Annotated in this window: 12 protein-coding genes; 9 read left to right on the top strand and 3 right to left on the bottom strand. The window is 45.7% G+C overall.

From position 1 onward, the window contains the following. Nucleotides 1-225: 225 nt before the first annotated feature. From EWA64_RS03495 to EWA64_RS03485, 3 genes are all read left to right on the top strand, one after another. Nucleotides 226-1,092, top strand: a complete 867-nt coding sequence (locus EWA64_RS03495; RefSeq protein WP_061893464.1) for a hypothetical protein — start codon at nt 226-228, stop codon at nt 1,090-1,092. Between the two features lie 31 nt (nt 1,093-1,123). Next, nucleotides 1,124-5,242, top strand: a complete 4,119-nt coding sequence (locus EWA64_RS03490; RefSeq protein ID WP_061893530.1) for a zinc-dependent metalloprotease — start codon at nt 1,124-1,126, stop codon at nt 5,240-5,242. Between the two features lie 136 nt (nt 5,243-5,378). After that, on the top strand, nt 5,379-6,710 hold the full coding sequence (locus tag EWA64_RS03485) for an IS4 family transposase (RefSeq protein ID WP_065819977.1): 1,332 nt from the start codon (nt 5,379-5,381) through the stop codon (nt 6,708-6,710). Nucleotides 6,711-6,769: 59 nt separating this feature from the next. Here the strand turns inward: EWA64_RS03485 and miaE are convergent, their stop codons facing one another. Together miaE and EWA64_RS03475 are read right to left on the bottom strand one after the other, a co-directional pair. Further along, on the bottom strand, nt 6,770-7,546 hold the full coding sequence (gene miaE, locus EWA64_RS03480) for a tRNA isopentenyl-2-thiomethyl-A-37 hydroxylase MiaE (RefSeq protein WP_061895511.1): 777 nt from the start codon (nt 7,544-7,546) through the stop codon (nt 6,770-6,772). A 69-nt stretch (nt 7,547-7,615) separates the two neighbouring features. Further along, nucleotides 7,616-8,380, bottom strand: coding sequence for a hypothetical protein (locus EWA64_RS03475; protein WP_061895512.1), 765 nt, complete (start codon nt 8,378-8,380; stop codon nt 7,616-7,618). A gap of 336 nt (nt 8,381-8,716) precedes the next feature. On the opposite strand from EWA64_RS03475, the gene cysB reads away from it, so the two are divergent. Next, nucleotides 8,717-9,691, top strand: coding sequence for an HTH-type transcriptional regulator CysB (cysB, locus tag EWA64_RS03470; RefSeq protein ID WP_045572017.1), 975 nt, complete (start codon nt 8,717-8,719; stop codon nt 9,689-9,691). A 55-nt stretch (nt 9,692-9,746) separates the two neighbouring features. Further along, nucleotides 9,747-10,946: a methyltransferase gene (locus EWA64_RS03465; RefSeq protein WP_061895513.1), complete on the top strand. Its 1,200-nt coding sequence runs from the start codon at nt 9,747-9,749 to the stop codon at nt 10,944-10,946. Between the two features lie 133 nt (nt 10,947-11,079). On the opposite strand, the gene ald is transcribed toward EWA64_RS03465, so the two are convergent. After that, nucleotides 11,080-12,204 carry an alanine dehydrogenase gene (gene ald, locus EWA64_RS03460; protein ID WP_061895514.1) on the bottom strand — a complete coding sequence of 375 codons (1,125 nt, stop codon included), beginning with the start codon at nt 12,202-12,204 and terminating at the stop codon, nt 11,080-11,082. Between the two features lie 156 nt (nt 12,205-12,360). On the opposite strand from ald, the gene lrp reads away from it, so the two are divergent. From lrp to EWA64_RS03440, 4 genes are all read left to right on the top strand, one after another. Further along, the gene (lrp, locus tag EWA64_RS03455) at nt 12,361-12,855 is read left to right on the top strand and encodes a leucine-responsive transcriptional regulator Lrp (protein ID WP_039429735.1); all 495 of its coding nucleotides are present in this window, start codon (nt 12,361-12,363) and stop codon (nt 12,853-12,855) included. Between the two features lie 145 nt (nt 12,856-13,000). Beyond that, nucleotides 13,001-15,883: a DNA translocase FtsK gene (locus tag EWA64_RS03450; RefSeq protein ID WP_061895515.1), complete on the top strand. Its 2,883-nt coding sequence runs from the start codon at nt 13,001-13,003 to the stop codon at nt 15,881-15,883. A 70-nt stretch (nt 15,884-15,953) separates the two neighbouring features. Further along, nucleotides 15,954-16,550, top strand: a complete 597-nt coding sequence (gene lolA / locus EWA64_RS03445) for an outer membrane lipoprotein periplasmic chaperone LolA (RefSeq protein WP_061895516.1) — start codon at nt 15,954-15,956, stop codon at nt 16,548-16,550. Nucleotides 16,551-16,556: 6 nt separating this feature from the next. Then, nucleotides 16,557-17,906, top strand: coding sequence for a replication-associated recombination protein A (locus EWA64_RS03440; protein ID WP_061895517.1), 1,350 nt, complete (start codon nt 16,557-16,559; stop codon nt 17,904-17,906). Nucleotides 17,907-17,946 lie beyond the last annotated feature (40 nt).

Here is a 17,946-nt window from a genome sequence, read left to right as displayed (position 1 = left end):
TATATAAGCCAAAGCACTTTTTTAAAATACAGATTTATTTCAATTGATTTAGCATTAGTTACATTAGTAAAAAATGAATAAGGATTTAATCGCAAAGATACGCTTTGCGGTTAAGAGGTTTATCGAGGTTATTATGCCACGAAGGACACGTGCATTTTAAAATTGATAAACTGTTTAACTTTAAGTTTATTCTAATAAACTTAATTTTCATGGAAGTTAAAAAGTATGCAGCACACAACAAAGTGGAAGGTGACGCCACTTGCTGTGATATTAGCCGCATTATTCTCAACCTCAGCCTTGGCCGATGAGGATAATACGGTTGACAACAGCGGGGCAGAATCGACCCAAACTGAAGAGAGCGCATCTTGTTTTGTTTGTAATGTGAGTGGAGCCGTCTCTCTATCTTACGATACAAACATTTACAACAAAGATGATCATCGTTCTGTTCGCAATCTCTCTTGGAGTGGTGATCTAAGCTATAAGCTATCTAGCAACACCAAAGTTTACTTTTCGACTGGTGGATATCGAGCCTTTGAGGACGAAACCGGCACTTACGCGACGGATTCTGTTCTAGGTCTGAGTTATTCGAATCTCTACAATTTTGGTGAGACTGGAAAAGTTGGCGCAAGTGGACAATTCACTATTCCGACCTCCGAATCCTCTGAAAAAGACGAATTGCAAACAGCGTTTCGTCTTTCGGTTCCTGTCACGCTAACAGCGTGGGACATTGACTTTAGTATTTCTCCTCGTTTGAGAAAGAATTTTCATAAATATAAAACAGCTGGCGGTAAGTCACTTACCGAGTGGACATATTCGTTGTCTACTTCGGCTGTAAAATCGTGGGATTCTCTTTCTATCGGTATAACTGCACTTGGAGGGAATACAGTTAGTTATCAGGGGACTCGGAGAAGTAGTTGGAACTACGAAGGTTCACTGTATGCAGATTATAGCTTCAGTGATAGTTGGTCGATGACATTGACCGCATCATCTTCTGGTTTCTATCAAGATGCGGAAAGAGGCACCATAGGAAATATAGATCTGCTCGATCAAGAGAATGCCTCATATACAGCAACAGTAACGTTCTCCTTCTAGGAATAAAATAAATAACAAGGATTTCTAAATGATGTTTAAAAGATTAGCTCTTGCATCTGCAATTACAGCATTATTAGCAGGCTGTGGAGCAGATGATCAGGCCTATGACCATGTTGAAAGAGATGCGAAAGAAATCGCGGTAAAAGATCTTAAAGATGGTCGTTGGTTTTATGTTCCAACCACCGGAGCAGCACCTCGCTTCGCTTTAAACCAGTTCCCTTTCTTACAAGGCGATCCTCGCTACGTAGAGCTTTGCTTTACTAAGGAAGGCTTGGAAGTACGCAGCTATGATAAGAACTATCCAAATGCGCATTTACCAAAAGATGAAAATAATTATTGTGGTGATGACAAGTTTGTAGCCGATGATGACACGGTTAACTTTGCTCAAGTTTTGACTATCCCAGGTGATTTCGCTGCATATCGTTGCCAAGAAGATTCCTACGGTGACTGTACTAATGAAGAAGAAGTCAACGATGATGCAAGCTTAAGTTATAGAAAGAAAACACACTTTACGCCTATACCCGAGGATCTAGAAGTCTCCGAGTTTAACATGGAAGATCTTTATGGCCTTACAGATGGTGTTTCTGAGCAAGGCACACCAAGGCTTATTTCTTGGGAATTCGATCCAAAGAAAGGTGTTCTCAACTTTGAATTGGAGCGTACGTTCCGTGTCGATATGGACAAACTTACCGACTATATCGATTTTGCTACCAAAGCTGGTACAGAAGATGCGTTAGTTGATGGCGCGTTCAAATCGCGTTTCTACTATTCATTAGTGCATGAGAGTGCAATTGCTACCGAAGGTTATCAACCCATTCTGTACCCAGTAGGGGATGAAAATGATATCGGTTTTTTTGCAACCGCAACCAAAGCACTCAATCCTATTACTAACAAGTATGATCGCGATGTTGTTTATCTTAATCGCTTCAATCCAAACCAAGAATCAATCAAATACTATCTGACAGACAATTTCTTTGAAGAGAAAAACAAAATCTTCTTAGATGCGACGCTGCAATCTATTGAAAAAATGAACCAAGCTCTGAACGTGTTTGGCTCAGATGCAGGGAAACCGGAAATTGAGATTGTCAACAAGTCTCAACCCGCAGGTGTGCATCCTGGTGACTTACGTTACAACGTGATCAATTTGGTTGATGAACCGCTAGCAAATGGTCTTCTTGGATATGGCCCTTCGGTATCAAACCCGATGACTGGTGAAATCATAAAAGCTCATGTCAACCAGTATGCGGGCGTTTCACGCACGACGGTTCCTTACAACTGGGACAATTTAGCTCGTTTTTATAATCGCAACCAGTTGGATACTAACGGTTTGGATCCCTTGTCGACCGAAGATAAGGAAGCCAAGACAGAAATTGAATCTCGTGTGGCATCGTTGGCGACTATGGCGGCAATAGCAAAACTTGAAGCCGATGAAAACAGTCAAGTGCCTAGAATAAGTAAAGAAGAACTGTTACCGGGTAGGCTAGCAACGAAAAATCCAACGTCACTGGTTAAGAACTTTAGCGACGATATGGCTTTTGAAGACGTAGTTGCTGCTGAAGAAAACCGACTCTCTTTTTGGTCAGAAAATAACGTGTATCCAGTTGAGGCAACGTGGGTCTCTTCTACGAGTAAAGCAATGCTCGATAACTTGAAGTTAGATGATGATCGCTATTTTGACATTAAAATGGATGATTCAGGAAATGAGGTTTCACGTCAACTAAAGCGTTGGAAAGCACTACCTAAAGATTTACAGACTATCGTAGCGAATGCAATTACGGTCGCTACATACAGTAATACTTTGGTTCATGAGCTTGGGCACAATATGGGATTGCGCCATAACTTCAAAGGGTCAAATGACAAGGCCAACTATTATACCTTGGAACAAGCTCATAAGTTAGGATTGACAAATATTCCTGCCTATAGTTCCACAATGGACTACGCACCAAGCATGTTGGATGAGACACCAACATGGGGGTTATATGACATTGCGGCCTTTAAGTTTGGTTATGGTCGAAAAGTAGAAACTATTCAAGCTGCTTCTGTTGCAAAACCAGAACCGTTGGCCGAGCCTAGTGCGAACGCTTCTGAAGAAGAAAAAGCAGCTTATAGTGCCTACCTTGCTGCTAAGAAAGCCTACGAAGAGAGCTTTGCTTATAAATTTGGTAACAATCCAGCAAATGAGTCACTGATGGTCTGCTCAGAAGTAGAAAAGCTATCTGGGGAAAACGACGGTAAATCACTTTACAATTGTGACTTTAGTCGCTTCGATGCTGCTGCGTTGAGCGGTAATGTCGATGAATACGCAAAAACACGCTATGGCGTACTTTATTACTTAGATAAAGCAAACGAGATTGAGCGTAAAAAATACGATTTCTGTACTGACGAAAATGTCTCTCTGAACAGTGATTGTAACCGCTTTGACGAAGGAACAACGTTAGATGAGATTGTTTCTTACGAGTGGCAAAATTATTTAGATAGTTACGATCGTCGTAATTTGGCTGTATACAGTACGAGGGGATTATTTTCATCAGACTATCCAAACTACATTGTTCGTCGTTATTCAGAAATGTCGTCAATTAGAGACAAAATGGAGGATCTAGAACGTATTGATAATATCTACACGAATCTAGGTTACAGCGCGAGTACTGATAAACCAGGAGATTTCTTGCTACGCTTAGCTTCAAATCCTACTTACTGTGTGGATGGCAGATCAACGAATACTTGGTTCTGTGATTATGCGTATGGTGCTCAAAAAGCGGCTGCATTCTTCCTTGATGTACTTCGTACACCAGAGCATCAGTGTGTGATCGAAAATGCTTCTGGTACGCAAAAAATAGTTTCATTGGGCAAATTGTTGGACAACAATTCACATCTTATTCCTGCTGATTACGATTTAGCGGCAGCAAACTGTTTTGACAAGTTAGCTGCGGAGTTTATTGAGGATGCAGACACTGGATATAAAGCGGTCGCAGAAACGAAAGATGGTCGTTTCTTAACGTCAATTGGTACCATTGATCCAGATTATCCATGGTCGAACGCGGTTTCTGTGCTAGGCAACTGGCCAGATAAAGCATTGGCAAGCTACTTCTTGGCACGTCGCTACTCAAATCGCTATACCGATGAAGTCAGTTTCGCTTCGTTGCTAGATATACCTGGTGTTCAAGCGGAATACGAAAACATTATGGCGAATATTGTGGCTGGTAAGTCATTGAATAAGCCAGTAGAACTTGTGGATAAAGCAGGTAACGCCTATACGAATCTGAAGGGTGTTAATGTCAATATTCATCTGACAGAACAAATGGAGTCACTATCTCCAATGCCACGCGGTATTAGGACGTTCTTTGGAATATCTAATCGCAGTCGAGAGCGTATTGCTGACGTTATTCTCAATATGGGTGTAAGTCAGATGCAATCGAACGATTTTAAAGTGAAAGCACGTGGTAAAGCCCAGTTTGATTCGTTCACTAAACAGCAAGATCGCTATGGCATTATCGCTGGTGACAAAGTTGAGTTTGTTATTGATGGTAAGAAGTTTGTAGCAACTAAATCTAATAAGCTGGCTTACAGTTATGCAAACCAACTCGTTACTTCAGATGGTTACGATTTGAAAACATACTTGGACGGTTACGATGCTGCTGTTTTAGCAACAATTGCATCAAATATTGATAAGGCATGGGGAGTATTCCGCACGGATATTAAACCTGCGTACCATGATGCGGTTCTATTGTTTGATGCACCTATGGTAAACGCAATGAAAGTTGCTATCGATGCAGATATCGCAGCAGATGTAGAACTTATTTCTAGTTCATTTAATAGCTTTGTTACCGCCAATATAACAGCTGGCGATATTGTGTATGATAATGTCGCATCAACACTTAGCTATAAAGGAGGCAAAGCACACAGTGTTGACGATGTCTACGCTGCATATTACGACGCTTTTCTTCTGATATTTAATGAATATGGTGATGATATGATGTTTGCTGTCGATAACGTGTACGCAGGTTATACAGCGGCAGAATCGGCGGATAAAGATCTATGGTCAAAAGACCTAAACTTAATCCAAGCTTACCTAAAAGGCGATATTGGTGCGGTGGCTGGTAAGTATTATGAGCTACTAGATAGACTGCCAAATGCGAGCGACTTCGAATAGTTAAATGTAAATATTATTAATCAAGGCCTGCACATTTGCAGTAATGCCGATCAGTTAAGAAAAGTTTTTGAGATCATTTGACCGATCCTCAAAAGGCTTCAAAATCCGATATTAGGAAACTAATATCGGATTTTTCATGTCTTTAGAGAGCCAACTTGCGAGTACTTTTCGCTCATGCAATACCTTCCATCACTTTGACAAATACTCTGAAATTCTTAGTCCAGAGCTTATCCAGCAAGGTTTTGAAAAAGCTGGCGTAGCAACAGTTAGAAGAAGACGTTTACCCTTGGAAGCAGTACTTTGGTCCGTTGTTGGAATGAGTCTTTTTCGGCAACAATCTGTTTGGGATATTGCTAACCAACTTGATATTGTCCTACCAGACAAACGGCGTTTTGTTGCGCCAAGTGCTGTTGTCCAAGCTAGGCAGAGATTAGGCGAAGAAGGTGTTAAACAAGTCTTTAAGACGATGGCGGCTCAGAGTTATCAATCTTCTAAATTTGAAACTTGGTGTGGACTCAATCTCCTATCTGTCGATGGTGTCGTTTGGAGAACAGCGGATACACCTGAAAATCATCAAGAGTTTAAAGCACAGCGTAATCAGTCATCTGAAAATATTTACCCTAAGGTACGCATGGTTTGCTTGATGGAGCTTACAAGCCATCAGCTCATCGATAGTGCATTCTCTGACTATCGAACCAACGAAATGCGGCTTGCAGAAGAGCTCATAGAACAAACGCCAGACCATTCTCTGACTATTTTTGACAAAGGATATTACTCTCTGGGACTGCTGAACCGCTGGAACAAAGTCGGCCAAGAGAGGCATTGGATGCTTCCTGTGAGAAAAGACTTCCAGTATGAAGTCGTTCATAGGTACAGCAAGAGTGATGCAATCGTTGCGATTAAAACCACTCCTCAGGCAAGAAAGAAGTTTAGTGAACTTCCTGATGTAGTTGAAGCAAGGCTAGTCTCGAAAATCATTAACGGTAAAGAGTATCAGATACTTACCTCAATGCGTGACGGGTTACGTTTTCCTGGCGAAGAAATTGTAGAGCTCTATCGTTATCGCTGGGAAATCGAATTAGGCTATCGGGAAATGAAGGAAACCTTGCTTGACAGTGAGTATACATTGCGAAGCAAGCGTCCAGATATGGTTAAGCAGGAGCTCTGGGGTATTCTACTAGCCTATAACCTTATCAGGCAGGTTATGACAAAAGCGGCAAGTAGGTTAGATAGTGTCTGGCCAAATCAACTGAGCTTTACGAGCAGTGCTATGGCTGTGACGCAATACTTTGCAGCGTTGCCTTTAACAAGCCCAGGAAAGCTCCCTAAACACTATGAAGTATTACTGGAGCATGTATCCATGTTTATCCTACCACCTCGAAGAGAAGATAGAAGTTATCCTCGATGGGTGAAGTTGAAACCCAAGAAGTACGCGACAAATAGAAAAAATGCCAGTCAGCTTAACTGACTGGCATTACTGCACATTTGCAGGCCTTTTCTTTGCACAAAGGACCGTTCTACGTTGCACTAACGCAAGGCTGGCACACCACTATGAAACTTAAAGTCATCGTCTGGCGAGGAGATAAGCTGCGCTTCGATTTCGCCAAAATAGGTGATTCTTGCGCTGATATCTTTTCCTGCGATTTGCTCGGCTAGCGAGAGATAATCTTGGTAATGCCTTGCTTCTGAACGCAGCAAAGAGATGTAAAATTTCGCGATTTCATCATCCATGTGCGGAGCCAGTTTGGCGAAGCGTTCACAAGAGCGGGCCTCGATATAGCCACCGATGATCAACTTATCAATCAGTGTTTCAGGTTCGTGAGTCTTCATGTGTGAGAGCAAACCTTTTGCATAGCGACTGGCCGGAATGCTTTGATATTCAATCCCACGGCTTTGCATGATTTCCAGTACCTGATAAAAGTGATGCAGCTCTTCTTTGATAAGCAACACCATCTTATCTATCAGATCTTGGCTGTAGGGTGAGTTCGATTTGGCCATAATCGCTTTAGAAATATTGCTCTCTCCCTTGAGCGTGTCTATCGAGCCAATCCCCCGGTACGCAAAATCTTCATAGGGTTTAAACCAATCCAGCAGTGTGTGTGCGCTTTCTTTATCAACCGCGTATTTGCGGATAAGATACATGGCAGATTGGCCTGCTTTTAACTCACACAGTAAGTGATCGAGCAAAATAGTGGCTAGATTTTCTGGCTTTTTGGCTTGCTCAACCCATTCATCCGGTGTTTCACAGTGCAAAAAAGCGTGGATAGGCGCGAGTAGCTCCTGATAGGCATCGAGACTGATCATAGTTCTGTTCTAACAAAGTAAAAAGGCCGCCAATGGCGACCTTGTTGATTGGAAACCTGTAAGCGGATTCTACCACTTTTTCTTGTCACCGAAGAGTGCATCCATATCGTTATTGCGCTCTTTATCTTCCATCTGCTGCAACTCTTCAGCGTGTTTGTCGGAACGACGTTTATCGAGCTCACTGAGCATCATATCAAGCTTCTCTTTGGCTTGGATGGAGTAGGCGTCGTTTTTGGTGCTAAGGACGTCAATGCCTTTACGCAGCAGCTGTACCGCGGTCCCAGCTTGCCCGCGAGCAATCGAGTCATTGGCACGTTTAATCACGTTTTCAATGTTAATGCGGATCTGCATGGTTTCCAAACGAGCGTTTTCTTCTACGTAGGCTTGGGTTTCAAAACGGCCTTTGTTGTGTTCATTTCGGATGGTGTCACGCAAACGCTTAACCAATTTGAGCATCACAATGGCTTGCTTGTCGCTGGTGGGCACTTTAAAGGCAGTGCTTTCGCCGCCTTGATAGTTGTTCTTCAGATGTTCAATTTGCTGCTTCATGCCTTCAACTCGCTGTGCGAGTTGTTTGCTCTTAGGATCTAACGCCGCCATGTTTTCCAGCGCATCCAAGATGCGATTGTTAAGGCAGACAAGCAATTCCTTGCTAAAAGGAATATGGTGCGCATGACCTATCAGCTCTTCTGTGGCATCAATGATAGCGACATAGCGGGCGGATTCTTGTCGTTTCGCGGTTTCCACTTTGACCTTGTACTGGAGCATGATGTTGTAACCAAGAACCAAAACCAGTAATACGGCGACCAAAGCGATAATTAAACCAATATTCATATCTGTGTGTGTCTGCTTTTATTATTGACGGCTAACAAGTAAGGATACACGAACACAAGGCGTTCATGCACCTATTAATCATATTCTTAGTGATTATTGCTGTTCTGAAAAGGATTAGTAATCAAAACTTACGAATCTAAGTAAAGAATGAGGCGTGGATTACAAAATAGTCGTCTGGTCGCGTCCTGAGCGGTGAGGGGATAGAAACTTTGCAATTTCGCTGTTCTTTATACGTTATCCACGTTATAACTTATTATTATATTTGAGAACCTAAAATGTTTGGTTTTTACTCATGTGGATGAAGTTTAGTTATGAGTAACGGACTACGAGGCGACTATGAAACTGCAACAACTGAAATACATCGTTGAGGTTGTCAATCACAATCTCAATGTGTCTGCGACAGCAGAGAGTCTGTATACCTCGCAGCCGGGTATCAGTAAGCAAGTGCGATTGCTGGAAGATGAGCTGGGCATTCAAATCTTTGAGCGAAGTGGAAAACATCTTACGCAAGTAACCCGAGCGGGTGAGGACATAGTGCGGATTTCCCAAGAAATTCTCGCGCGAGTAGAAAGCATCAAAGCTGTGGCTGGTGAGCACACCCATCCTGAAATGGGCACGCTGAATATCTCAACGACTCACACTCAGGCCCGTTATGCGTTACCGGATGTGATTAAAGGCTTCACTGCCCGTTATCCGAAAGTTTCTCTGCATATGCATCAAGGCACGCCAAGCCAAATGTCAGAGGCAATTGCCAAAGGCACGGCTAATTTCGCCATTGCGACTGAAGCACTACACCTCTATCAAGATGCCGTCATGTTACCTTGCTACCACTGGAATCGTTCAATTGTTGTACCAAAAGATCATCCGCTGGCGCGTAAAGAGAAGGTGACTATTCAAGATTTAGCCACTTACCCATTGGTGACGTACGTATTTGGGTTCACAGGGCGCTCTGAGCTAGATACAGCGTTTAATCGTGTCGGCCTCACCCCGAAAGTCGTCTTTACTGCGACGGATGCCGATGTGATCAAAACCTACGTGCGTATGGGCATTGGCGTTGGTGTGATTGCCAGCATGGCAGTCGATAAAGAGCAGGATAAAGATTTGGTCTCGATTGATGCCAGCCATCTGTTTGGTGCTAGCACCACCAGTATCGGTTTTCGTCGTGGGACTTTCTTGCGCTCTTATATGTACGATTTTATGGAACGTTTTGCACCGCACCTGACTCGCCCAGTGGTTGAGCAGGCGATTTCGCTCAAATCGAACGCGGAAATTGAAGAGATGTTCAAAGATATCGTCCTCCCAGTACGCTAAGCGCTTTCCAATCGTATCGACTTCCTCCAAAATATCTGCTTGTTTTGGGGGAAGTATGCAAGCTCAATTTCATTTCATAAACGACTGGTTGCTGGAAAACGAAGATTTCTGGCGCTTCGAACCTTTTCATCGCAGTTTAGCCAACACACTGCCTTGGCAAGCTTCCCATCCTGACCTCTGCAACTGGCTGTCTCTGTTGAGCCATCAGCAAATCGCACAACTTAAAACACAGCCAGAAATACTGGAGGAGCAGTTAAAGCCTTTCTTCCCCAGTTTATCTGTTGTCAAGGATATGGCGGATGTTACTTCGCTCAACAAAAGGCAAATAAGCCTATCATCGGTGATTAGCAACGGTATTCCAGGTCGAAAATTGCAGCAAATTACCGCGATGGGAGCCGTTTGTCTGGACAACCACGCTGGTGATTCATGGTTAGAATGGTGTGCGGGGAAAGGGTATCTTGGACGCGTGTTGGCGGGCGAAAGTCAGCAGCCTGTTATCAGTTTTGAATATCAGCATGCCTTGTGTGAAGAGGGCCAGAAAGCGGCAAACGAGCTCAATTTAGAGATGTCGTTTGTCCAAGGCGACGCGTTTGATGAGCAATCTAAGCGGTTTTTTCATTCCAATCAACATGCGGTTGCACTTCATGCTTGTGGTGATCTTCATGTCCGCCTGATACAGCAAGGTACGAGCGCTAACGTTGCCGCAATGAGCATTGCACCCTGTTGTTATCATTTAATTCAGGATGAAGCTTATCAAGCGTTATCGATACCCGCGCAGCAATCCAAACTGAAGCTGAGTAAAAAAGAGCTACGCATTCCTTTGCAACAAACCGTTACCGGTGGTGAGCGCGTCAAACGTCAACGTGAGCAGGAAATGATCTATCGACTGGCTTTTGATCTGTTATGCCGAGAACAGATGCAGTTGCAAGAGTATGTACCTGTGCCCAGTATTAAAAAATCGCAGTTAAATGCCGGTTTTGAAGCATTTTGTCACTGGGCCGCGACGCAAAAGTCGTTACTTTTACCTAAGGTCGACTATGCCCGCTTTGAGACATTGGGTGAAGAGCGCTTCTGGTGTATGGAGCGGTTGAGCCTAGTGCAGCAAATTTTTCAGCGTCCGTTGGAAATGTGGCTAGTCTATGACCGAGCGCTGTTTTTGCAGCAGCACGGCTATTGTGTCGATCTGTTCACCTTTTGCGAACGCAGGGTTACACCAAGGAATCTGCTGATCCAAGCTCGAAAGTCGCTTTTGTGAAGTGACATTGCGCTGAAATTATTTTCCCAATAGATTATTTTGTCATAAGTTATATAATTAAAAGAATAAAAAAGCTCGCGTTAGTAGCGAGCTTTTTGTGTTTCTAGCTGAGTACTCGACGAGCAGGACAACCTTAGTTGAACATAGCAATAGCGTCAGCTGGTGCGATGTACTCAAGGTTGAAGTTGTCTGCGACTTCTTTGCAAGTCACTTTGCCGTGAATGACGTTTAAGCCTTTTAAGAAGCCTTTGTCGTCGGTCAGCGCGCGCTGGTAACCCAGATTAGCCAGTTTCACGATGTAAGGGAGGGTGGCATTGTTCAATGCGAAAGTGGACGTACGTGCAACTGCACCTGGCATGTTGGCCACGCAGTAATGAACCACATCATCAACGATGTAAGTCGGTTCTGCGTGAGTGGTCGCGTGAGATGTTTCAAAGCAGCCGCCTTGGTCAATCGCCACGTCAACTACCGCCGAGCCTGGTTTCATTTTCGCAATGTGCTCTTTGGTTACCAATTTTGGCGCAGCTGCACCCGGAATTAATACGGCACCGATAACAAGATCCGCTTCTAGAACGTGCTTCTCTATAGCATCTTCTGTAGAATAAACCACTTTAGCGCGGCCTTGGAATTCTTCGTCCAGTTTACGAAGCGTGTCTACGCTACGGTCAAGGATAGTGACATCCGCACGTAGACCAACTGCCATGCGCGCTGCGTTCGCGCCCACAACGCCGCCGCCGATAACAACGACTTTTGCTGGTTCAACGCCAGGTACGCCGCCCAGAAGAAGGCCACAACCGCCGTGAGACTTCTCAAGAGTCTGGGCGCCAGCTTGGATAGACATACGACCAGCAACTTCAGACATCGGTGCGAGTAGTGGCAAGCGACCCATATGATCTGTTACAGTCTCATAGGCTATGCAGACAGCTTTGCTCTTGATTAGCTCTTCAGTTTGTGGAAAATCTGGGGCTAAGTGTAAATAGGTAAATAAAATTTGCCCTTCACGAAGCATTGCACGTTCGACAGCTTGAGGTTCTTTAACCTTTACAATCATTTCTGCTTTCGCAAATACGTCAGCAGCAGTAGGAAGAATGGATGCGCCTGCAGCAATATAGTCATCGTCTGAAAAACCGATGCCTGCGCCGGCATTAGTTTCAACAAACACTTGGTGACCATGAGAGATCACTTCTCTCACGCTGGCTGGGATCATGCCAACACGGTATTCATGGTTCTTGATTTCCTTTGGAACGCCAATAATCATCCTGACTCCTTAAGTTATTATGGTTGTATTGACTATGTGTAGGGTAGTATTGTCGAATTAACGCCTAGTATAGATGGGTTTAAATAAAATTTGATACTGAATATTAAAAAGTTGTAGTATATTTTTTTGCAAGGAAGTAATAAGGTGGAATAAAAAATGGCAGACAACTACAAAAAGCCGTCCAAGGATCTAGACCGAATCGATCGCAATATTTTGAATGAATTGCAGAAAGATGGTCGAATTTCAAACGTAGAACTCTCAAAACGCGTAGGCCTCTCACCAACGCCGTGTTTGGAGCGTGTGCGCCGTCTCGAACGTCAAGGTTACATCACGGGTTATACCGCGTTGTTAAACCCCCAGTATCTTGACGCTTCTCTATTGGTATTTGTTGAGATCACGTTAAATCGTGGTGCACCGGATGTGTTTGAGCAATTCAACACCGCAGTGCAAAAGCTGGATGATATCCAAGAGTGTCATCTGGTTTCTGGTGACTTCGACTATTTGCTGAAAACTCGTGTATCTGACATGGGAGCTTACCGTAAACTGTTGGGTGACACGCTTTTACGCCTACCGGGTGTGAACGACACGCGAACCTACGTTGTTATGGAAGAAGTGAAACAAAGCAATCAACTGGTGATTAAAACCCGTTAAATTCTTGTAAGGAAAGCAGGTTATATGCCTGCTTTCGCAGACGAGACGTTGGGTTTTTCCTTTCGATGTGGTTAAATCAACTTATTAATCCGAGCGGCTTTGGCCGCTCGGAGTGTTTCAGATTAATAATGATTCAAGTTGATTTATGTTCAAAGAGAACGCGAAGAAAGTCGAAACGATTATAAAAACAAGCGAAGAGCCTCAGTCTTCCCGTCTGAACGGTTTTCAACGTCTCAAAGAGTGCGGTCTGATCCTCGGTGTGCTCAGTTCTGTATTGCTGGCGGCAGCACTCATCACTTTCAGCCCTGCAGATCCTTCTTGGTCGCAAACGGCTTGGGGCGGGGGAATTAGCAATGCGGGCGGTATTTTAGGCGCTTGGATCGCCGATACCCTCTTTTTTGCTTTTGGCTTATTGGCCTATCCACTTCCTTTGTTACTCACCATCGCCGCGTGGGTGTTTTTCCGCAAACGAGACGAAGACGAACACATCGACCTGATGCTGTGGGGAACGCGTTTACTTGGTCTCGTGATTCTGATCCTGACCAGCTGTGGTTTGGCGGACATCAACTTCGATGATATCTGGTATTTCTCTTCTGGTGGCGTGATTGGCGATGTATTGACTAACTTAGCCTTGCCTGTGCTCAATTTATTAGGCACCACGTTAGTGCTGCTCTTTTTATGGGGGGCGGGCTTTACCTTGCTGACTGGGATTTCTTGGTTAGCGATTGTTGAATCGCTCGGCAATCTGGCCATTGGGTTGTTTGTTTGGCTAGTCAACAAAGTGCGTGGTGACGCGGGTGAGACATTGGAGCCTCAGTTACAAAACATCCGCTTAGAACGTGAGCTTTTGGATACGCCTAATGTGAACGAGAAGGCGCAAGACTTGCCGCAGCACCATGATGAAGAATATCTTGAAGAGCCCGCTGTGGCCGCTGCGTCGCAAACTGACTATCCCATTCATATGGCTTCTCAGGCCAATTACCACGCAGACATTGCGTCAGAAATGCCGCAAGAAACGCGCAGTCAAAAGCTGACGGCGACCATTGAGGAGTTGGAGCAAGAGGCGATGTTTGCCGATGACATGCCAACTGAATCGCCCGTTTATTCGCAGCCGACAGCGTCACCCGTAGAATCAGTGCCAGAGAACGCAGAGCCGCCATGGTCTCAAGATGAGCCATCGTTTGAGCCTGTCATTTCGGCCTCCGAGCTGGATAAAATCGGGGATGAAATGGTTGAGCCGCATCGACATGAACCAGTAATGTCGAACTTGGAAGACGATCTCGATTTACCGCCTTGGATGCAAGAGCCAGAAGAGTATCAAGCGCAAACTCCGCTTGAGCAGCAGTCGTGGTCTTCGTCAGAAACAGAGACATCTGCGTTTTATGAAAATGACGAGAGTGAAGAAGAGCCTCAAGCTGATCAAGCTGATGAAGATGTCACCGCTTTTCAGAATATGGTCAGCCAAGCTCAGCAAAACATGGCAGGGGCAAACAATCCGTTCTTGATGAAAAAAGAGCAGAACCTGCCTGTACCACAAGAGCCGTTGCCGACGTTAGAGCTGCTTTATCATCCAGAAAAGCGAGAAAATTTCATCGATAAAGAAGCGCTGGAGCACATTGCGCGTTTGGTGGAATCAAAACTGGCCGATTACAAGATTAAAGCGCGCGTTGTGGGGATTTTTCCCGGCCCTGTGATTACGCGTTTTGAGTTGGATTTAGCGCCAGGGGTGAAGGTCAGCCGCATCTCCAGTCTGTCGATGGACTTGGCGCGCTCGCTGTCTGCTATGGCGGTGCGTGTTGTCGAGGTGATCCCTGGCAAGCCGTATGTCGGTCTCGAACTGCCGAACATGAGCCGCCAGACCGTCTATCTCTCTGATGTGATTGCGAGCCCTCAGTTTGAGCAAGCCACCTCGCCGACCACTGTGGTGCTGGGGCAAGATATTGCGGGCGAAGCGCTGGTTGCCGATTTGTCTAAGATGCCGCATGTGCTGGTGGCGGGTACCACAGGTTCTGGTAAATCTGTTGGGGTCAACGTGATGATCCTGAGCATGCTGTATAAAGCTAGCCCGGAAGAGGTGCGCTTTATCATGATCGACCCGAAAATGCTTGAGTTGTCTATTTATGAAGGCATTCCACATCTGTTGGCCGAAGTGGTGACCGACATGAAGGATGCTTCTAACGCGCTACGCTGGTGTGTGGGTGAGATGGAGCGTCGCTATAAACTGATGTCGGTGATGGGTGTCCGTAACATTAAAGGCTTTAATGAAAAGCTGAAAATGGCCGCAGAAGCGGGTCATCCGATACACGATCCGCTGTGGAAAGAAGGCGATAGTATGGACACGGAGCCGCCATTGCTGGAAAAACTGCCTTACATTGTGGTGGTGGTTGATGAGTTTGCCGACTTGATGATGGTGGTGGGTAAAAAAGTGGAAGAGCTGATTGCTCGCTTGGCGCAAAAAGCGCGTGCGGCAGGCATCCACTTGATCCTCGCGACCCAGCGTCCTTCGGTCGATGTGATCACGGGTCTAATCAAAGCCAACATTCCAACCCGTGTGGCGTTTACCGTGTCAACCAAAACGGATTCACGAACCATTTTGGACCAAGGTGGCGCGGAGTCGTTACTGGGAATGGGCGATATGCTCTATCTGCCTCCCGGTTCAAGTCACACGATTCGTGTTCATGGTGCGTTTGCTTCCGATGACGATGTGCATGCCGTGGTAAATAACTGGAAAGCGCGTGGCAAACCCAATTATATTGAAGAGATTGTCAGCGGCGATCAAGGCCCTGATGCGCTGTTACCGGGAGAGCAGATGGAAAGCGATGATGAGTTGGACCCGCTGTTCGATCAGGTGGTTGAGCATGTGGTTCAATCGCGCCGTGGCTCTGTGTCTGGCGTTCAGCGTCGCTTTAAAATTGGTTATAACCGAGCCGCCCGGATCGTAGAGCAACTCGAAGCGCAGGGCATTGTCAGCGCACCGGGCCATAACGGCAATCGCGAAGTTCTAGCTCCCGCGCCACCCAGAGATTAGTGAACTTACGGATTGAATCGCCGTCCAATAACACGAGTTTTCTCGCCACAAGTTGTAGAAAGGTAGAAAAATGAAGAAATGGTTTACGTTGATGTTTCTAAGCGCGTCGGTAATGGCTTCCCCACAGGAGGAGCTCAGCAACCGCTTGGCGATCAACGATGGCTTTAGTGCCCAATTTTCCCAAACGGTCCTCAGCCCCGAAGGGGAAACCATTATGGAAGGGGAAGGAACCGTTGAAATTGCTCGTCCGAGTCTGTTTCGCTGGAACACCACTTTTCCGGATGAAAACCTGTTAGTTTCTGATGGCAAAACGCTTTGGTACTACAGCCCTTTTATTGAACAGGTCAGCATTTATTGGCAAGAGCAAGCGACGGAGCAAACCCCCTTTGTACTACTAACACGCAATCGAGCCAGTGATTGGCAGAATTATCGCGTTGAGCAACAAGGCAATGTCTTTACCTTAAGTCCGAAAGCAGTCGATTCGACTCAAGGCCAGTTTCAAATCGATATTGATGCCAAAGGCATAGTCAATGGCTTTAATGTGATTGAGCAAGACGGCCAAAAAGGGCTGTTCAAGTTCAGCCAAGTGAAGCTGGGCAAACCGAATGCCGACAGATTTACCTTCGCCATTCCAGAGGGAGTGGAAGTGGATGATCAAAGGAATTAATCGCTCGTGACCAATTACACGTTAGATTTTTCAGGGGACGAGGATTTTCGTCCCCTTGCTGCTCGTATGAGGCCAGAAACGGTTGAGCAGTATATCGGCCAGCAACATATTCTCGGGCCGGGAAAGCCGCTGCGCCGAGCATTGGAAGCCGGCCATTTGCACTCGATGATTCTTTGGGGACCACCTGGCACGGGTAAAACCACCTTGGCTGAAGTGGCGGCAAACTACGCCAATGCGGAAGTTGAGCGTGTTTCTGCGGTGACATCGGGGGTCAAAGAGATCCGTGCGGCGATTGAAAAAGCGCGTGAAAACAAACTTGCTGGGCGACGAACCATTTTGTTTGTCGATGAGGTGCACCGCTTTAATAAATCTCAGCAGGATGCCTTTTTGCCCCACATTGAAGATGGCACGGTGACGTTTATTGGTGCGACCACGGAAAACCCTTCTTTTGAACTCAACAACGCATTACTGTCGCGAGCGCGAGTGTACAAGCTCACGTCACTTAGTAGCGATGAAATCTTGCTTGCGCTGCGTCAAGCCATAGAAGATAAGTCGCGCGGATTGGGTAACATTTCTGCGCATTTTGCCGACAACGTCCTAAGTCGCCTTGCTGAATTGGTGAATGGTGACGCGAGAATGTCACTCAACTATCTGGAACTGCTCTACGACATGGCCGAAGAGAATGCGCAAGGCGAAAAACAGATCACCTTGGCGCTGTTGGCCGAAGTGGCGGGAGAGAAAGTCTCTCGCTTTGATAACAAAGGCGATATTTGGTACGACCTGATCTCCGCGGTGCATAAGTCGATTCGCGGATCGAATCCCGATGCGGCCTTGTATTGGGCTGCGCGAATGATTGCCGCAGGTTGTGCTCCGCTCTACATTGCCCGCCGTCTGCTGGCGATCGCGTCTGAAGACGTTGGTAACGCGGATCCCAGAGCGATGCAAGTGGCACTCGCCGCGTGGGATTGTTTCACCCGTGTAGGTCCGGCAGAAGGTGAACGCGCTATTGCACAGGCGATCGTCTACTTAGCCTGCGCGCCGAAAAGTAATGCCGTGTATACCGCGTGGAAACAAGCGCTGGCCGATGCCCACAATTTGCCTGAATATGAGGTACCATTCCATTTGCGCAACGCGCCAACCGGACTGATGAAAGATCTCGGCTACGGTGAAGGCTATCGCTACGCGCACGATGAGCCCGGGGCTTACGCTGCGGGAGAACGCTACCTTCCATTAGAAATGGCATCACGTAAGTACTATCAGCCAACAAACCGCGGTTTAGAGGGCAAAATCGCGGAAAAGTTAGATTACCTGGCTAATTTAGACGCAAATAGCCCACAAAAGCGCTATGAAAAGTAGGCGTTTTTGGATACATTTGTTCGGTTAATTTTTTCAACGT

Origin of the sequence: Vibrio cidicii (assembly GCF_009665415.1) — a bacterium.
GTDB lineage: Bacteria > Pseudomonadota > Gammaproteobacteria > Enterobacterales > Vibrionaceae > Vibrio > Vibrio cidicii.
Note: the sequence above shows the minus strand (reverse complement) of the source record. Positions and strands in the feature narration are given on the sequence as shown.

Excerpts from the sequence above, each read along its gene's own strand:
- lolA (WP_061895516.1), top strand. The coding sequence starts at position 15,954 with ATGAAGAAATGGTTTACGTTGATGTTTCTAAGCGCGTCGGTAATGGCT.
- lrp (WP_039429735.1), top strand. The coding sequence starts at position 12,361 with ATGGCAGACAACTACAAAAAGCCGTCCAAGGATCTAGACCGAATCGAT.
- EWA64_RS03450 (WP_061895515.1), top strand. The coding sequence starts at position 13,001 with ATGTTCAAAGAGAACGCGAAGAAAGTCGAAACGATTATAAAAACAAGC.
- miaE (WP_061895511.1), bottom strand. The coding sequence starts at position 7,546 with ATGATCAGTCTCGATGCCTATCAGGAGCTACTCGCGCCTATCCACGCT.
- cysB (WP_045572017.1), top strand. The coding sequence starts at position 8,717 with ATGAAACTGCAACAACTGAAATACATCGTTGAGGTTGTCAATCACAAT.
- EWA64_RS03485 (WP_065819977.1), top strand. The coding sequence starts at position 5,379 with ATGTCTTTAGAGAGCCAACTTGCGAGTACTTTTCGCTCATGCAATACC.
- EWA64_RS03475 (WP_061895512.1), bottom strand. The coding sequence starts at position 8,380 with ATGAATATTGGTTTAATTATCGCTTTGGTCGCCGTATTACTGGTTTTG.
- EWA64_RS03490 (WP_061893530.1), top strand. The coding sequence starts at position 1,124 with ATGTTTAAAAGATTAGCTCTTGCATCTGCAATTACAGCATTATTAGCA.
- ald (WP_061895514.1), bottom strand. The coding sequence starts at position 12,204 with ATGATTATTGGCGTTCCAAAGGAAATCAAGAACCATGAATACCGTGTT.
- EWA64_RS03465 (WP_061895513.1), top strand. The coding sequence starts at position 9,747 with ATGCAAGCTCAATTTCATTTCATAAACGACTGGTTGCTGGAAAACGAA.
- EWA64_RS03495 (WP_061893464.1), top strand. The coding sequence starts at position 226 with ATGCAGCACACAACAAAGTGGAAGGTGACGCCACTTGCTGTGATATTA.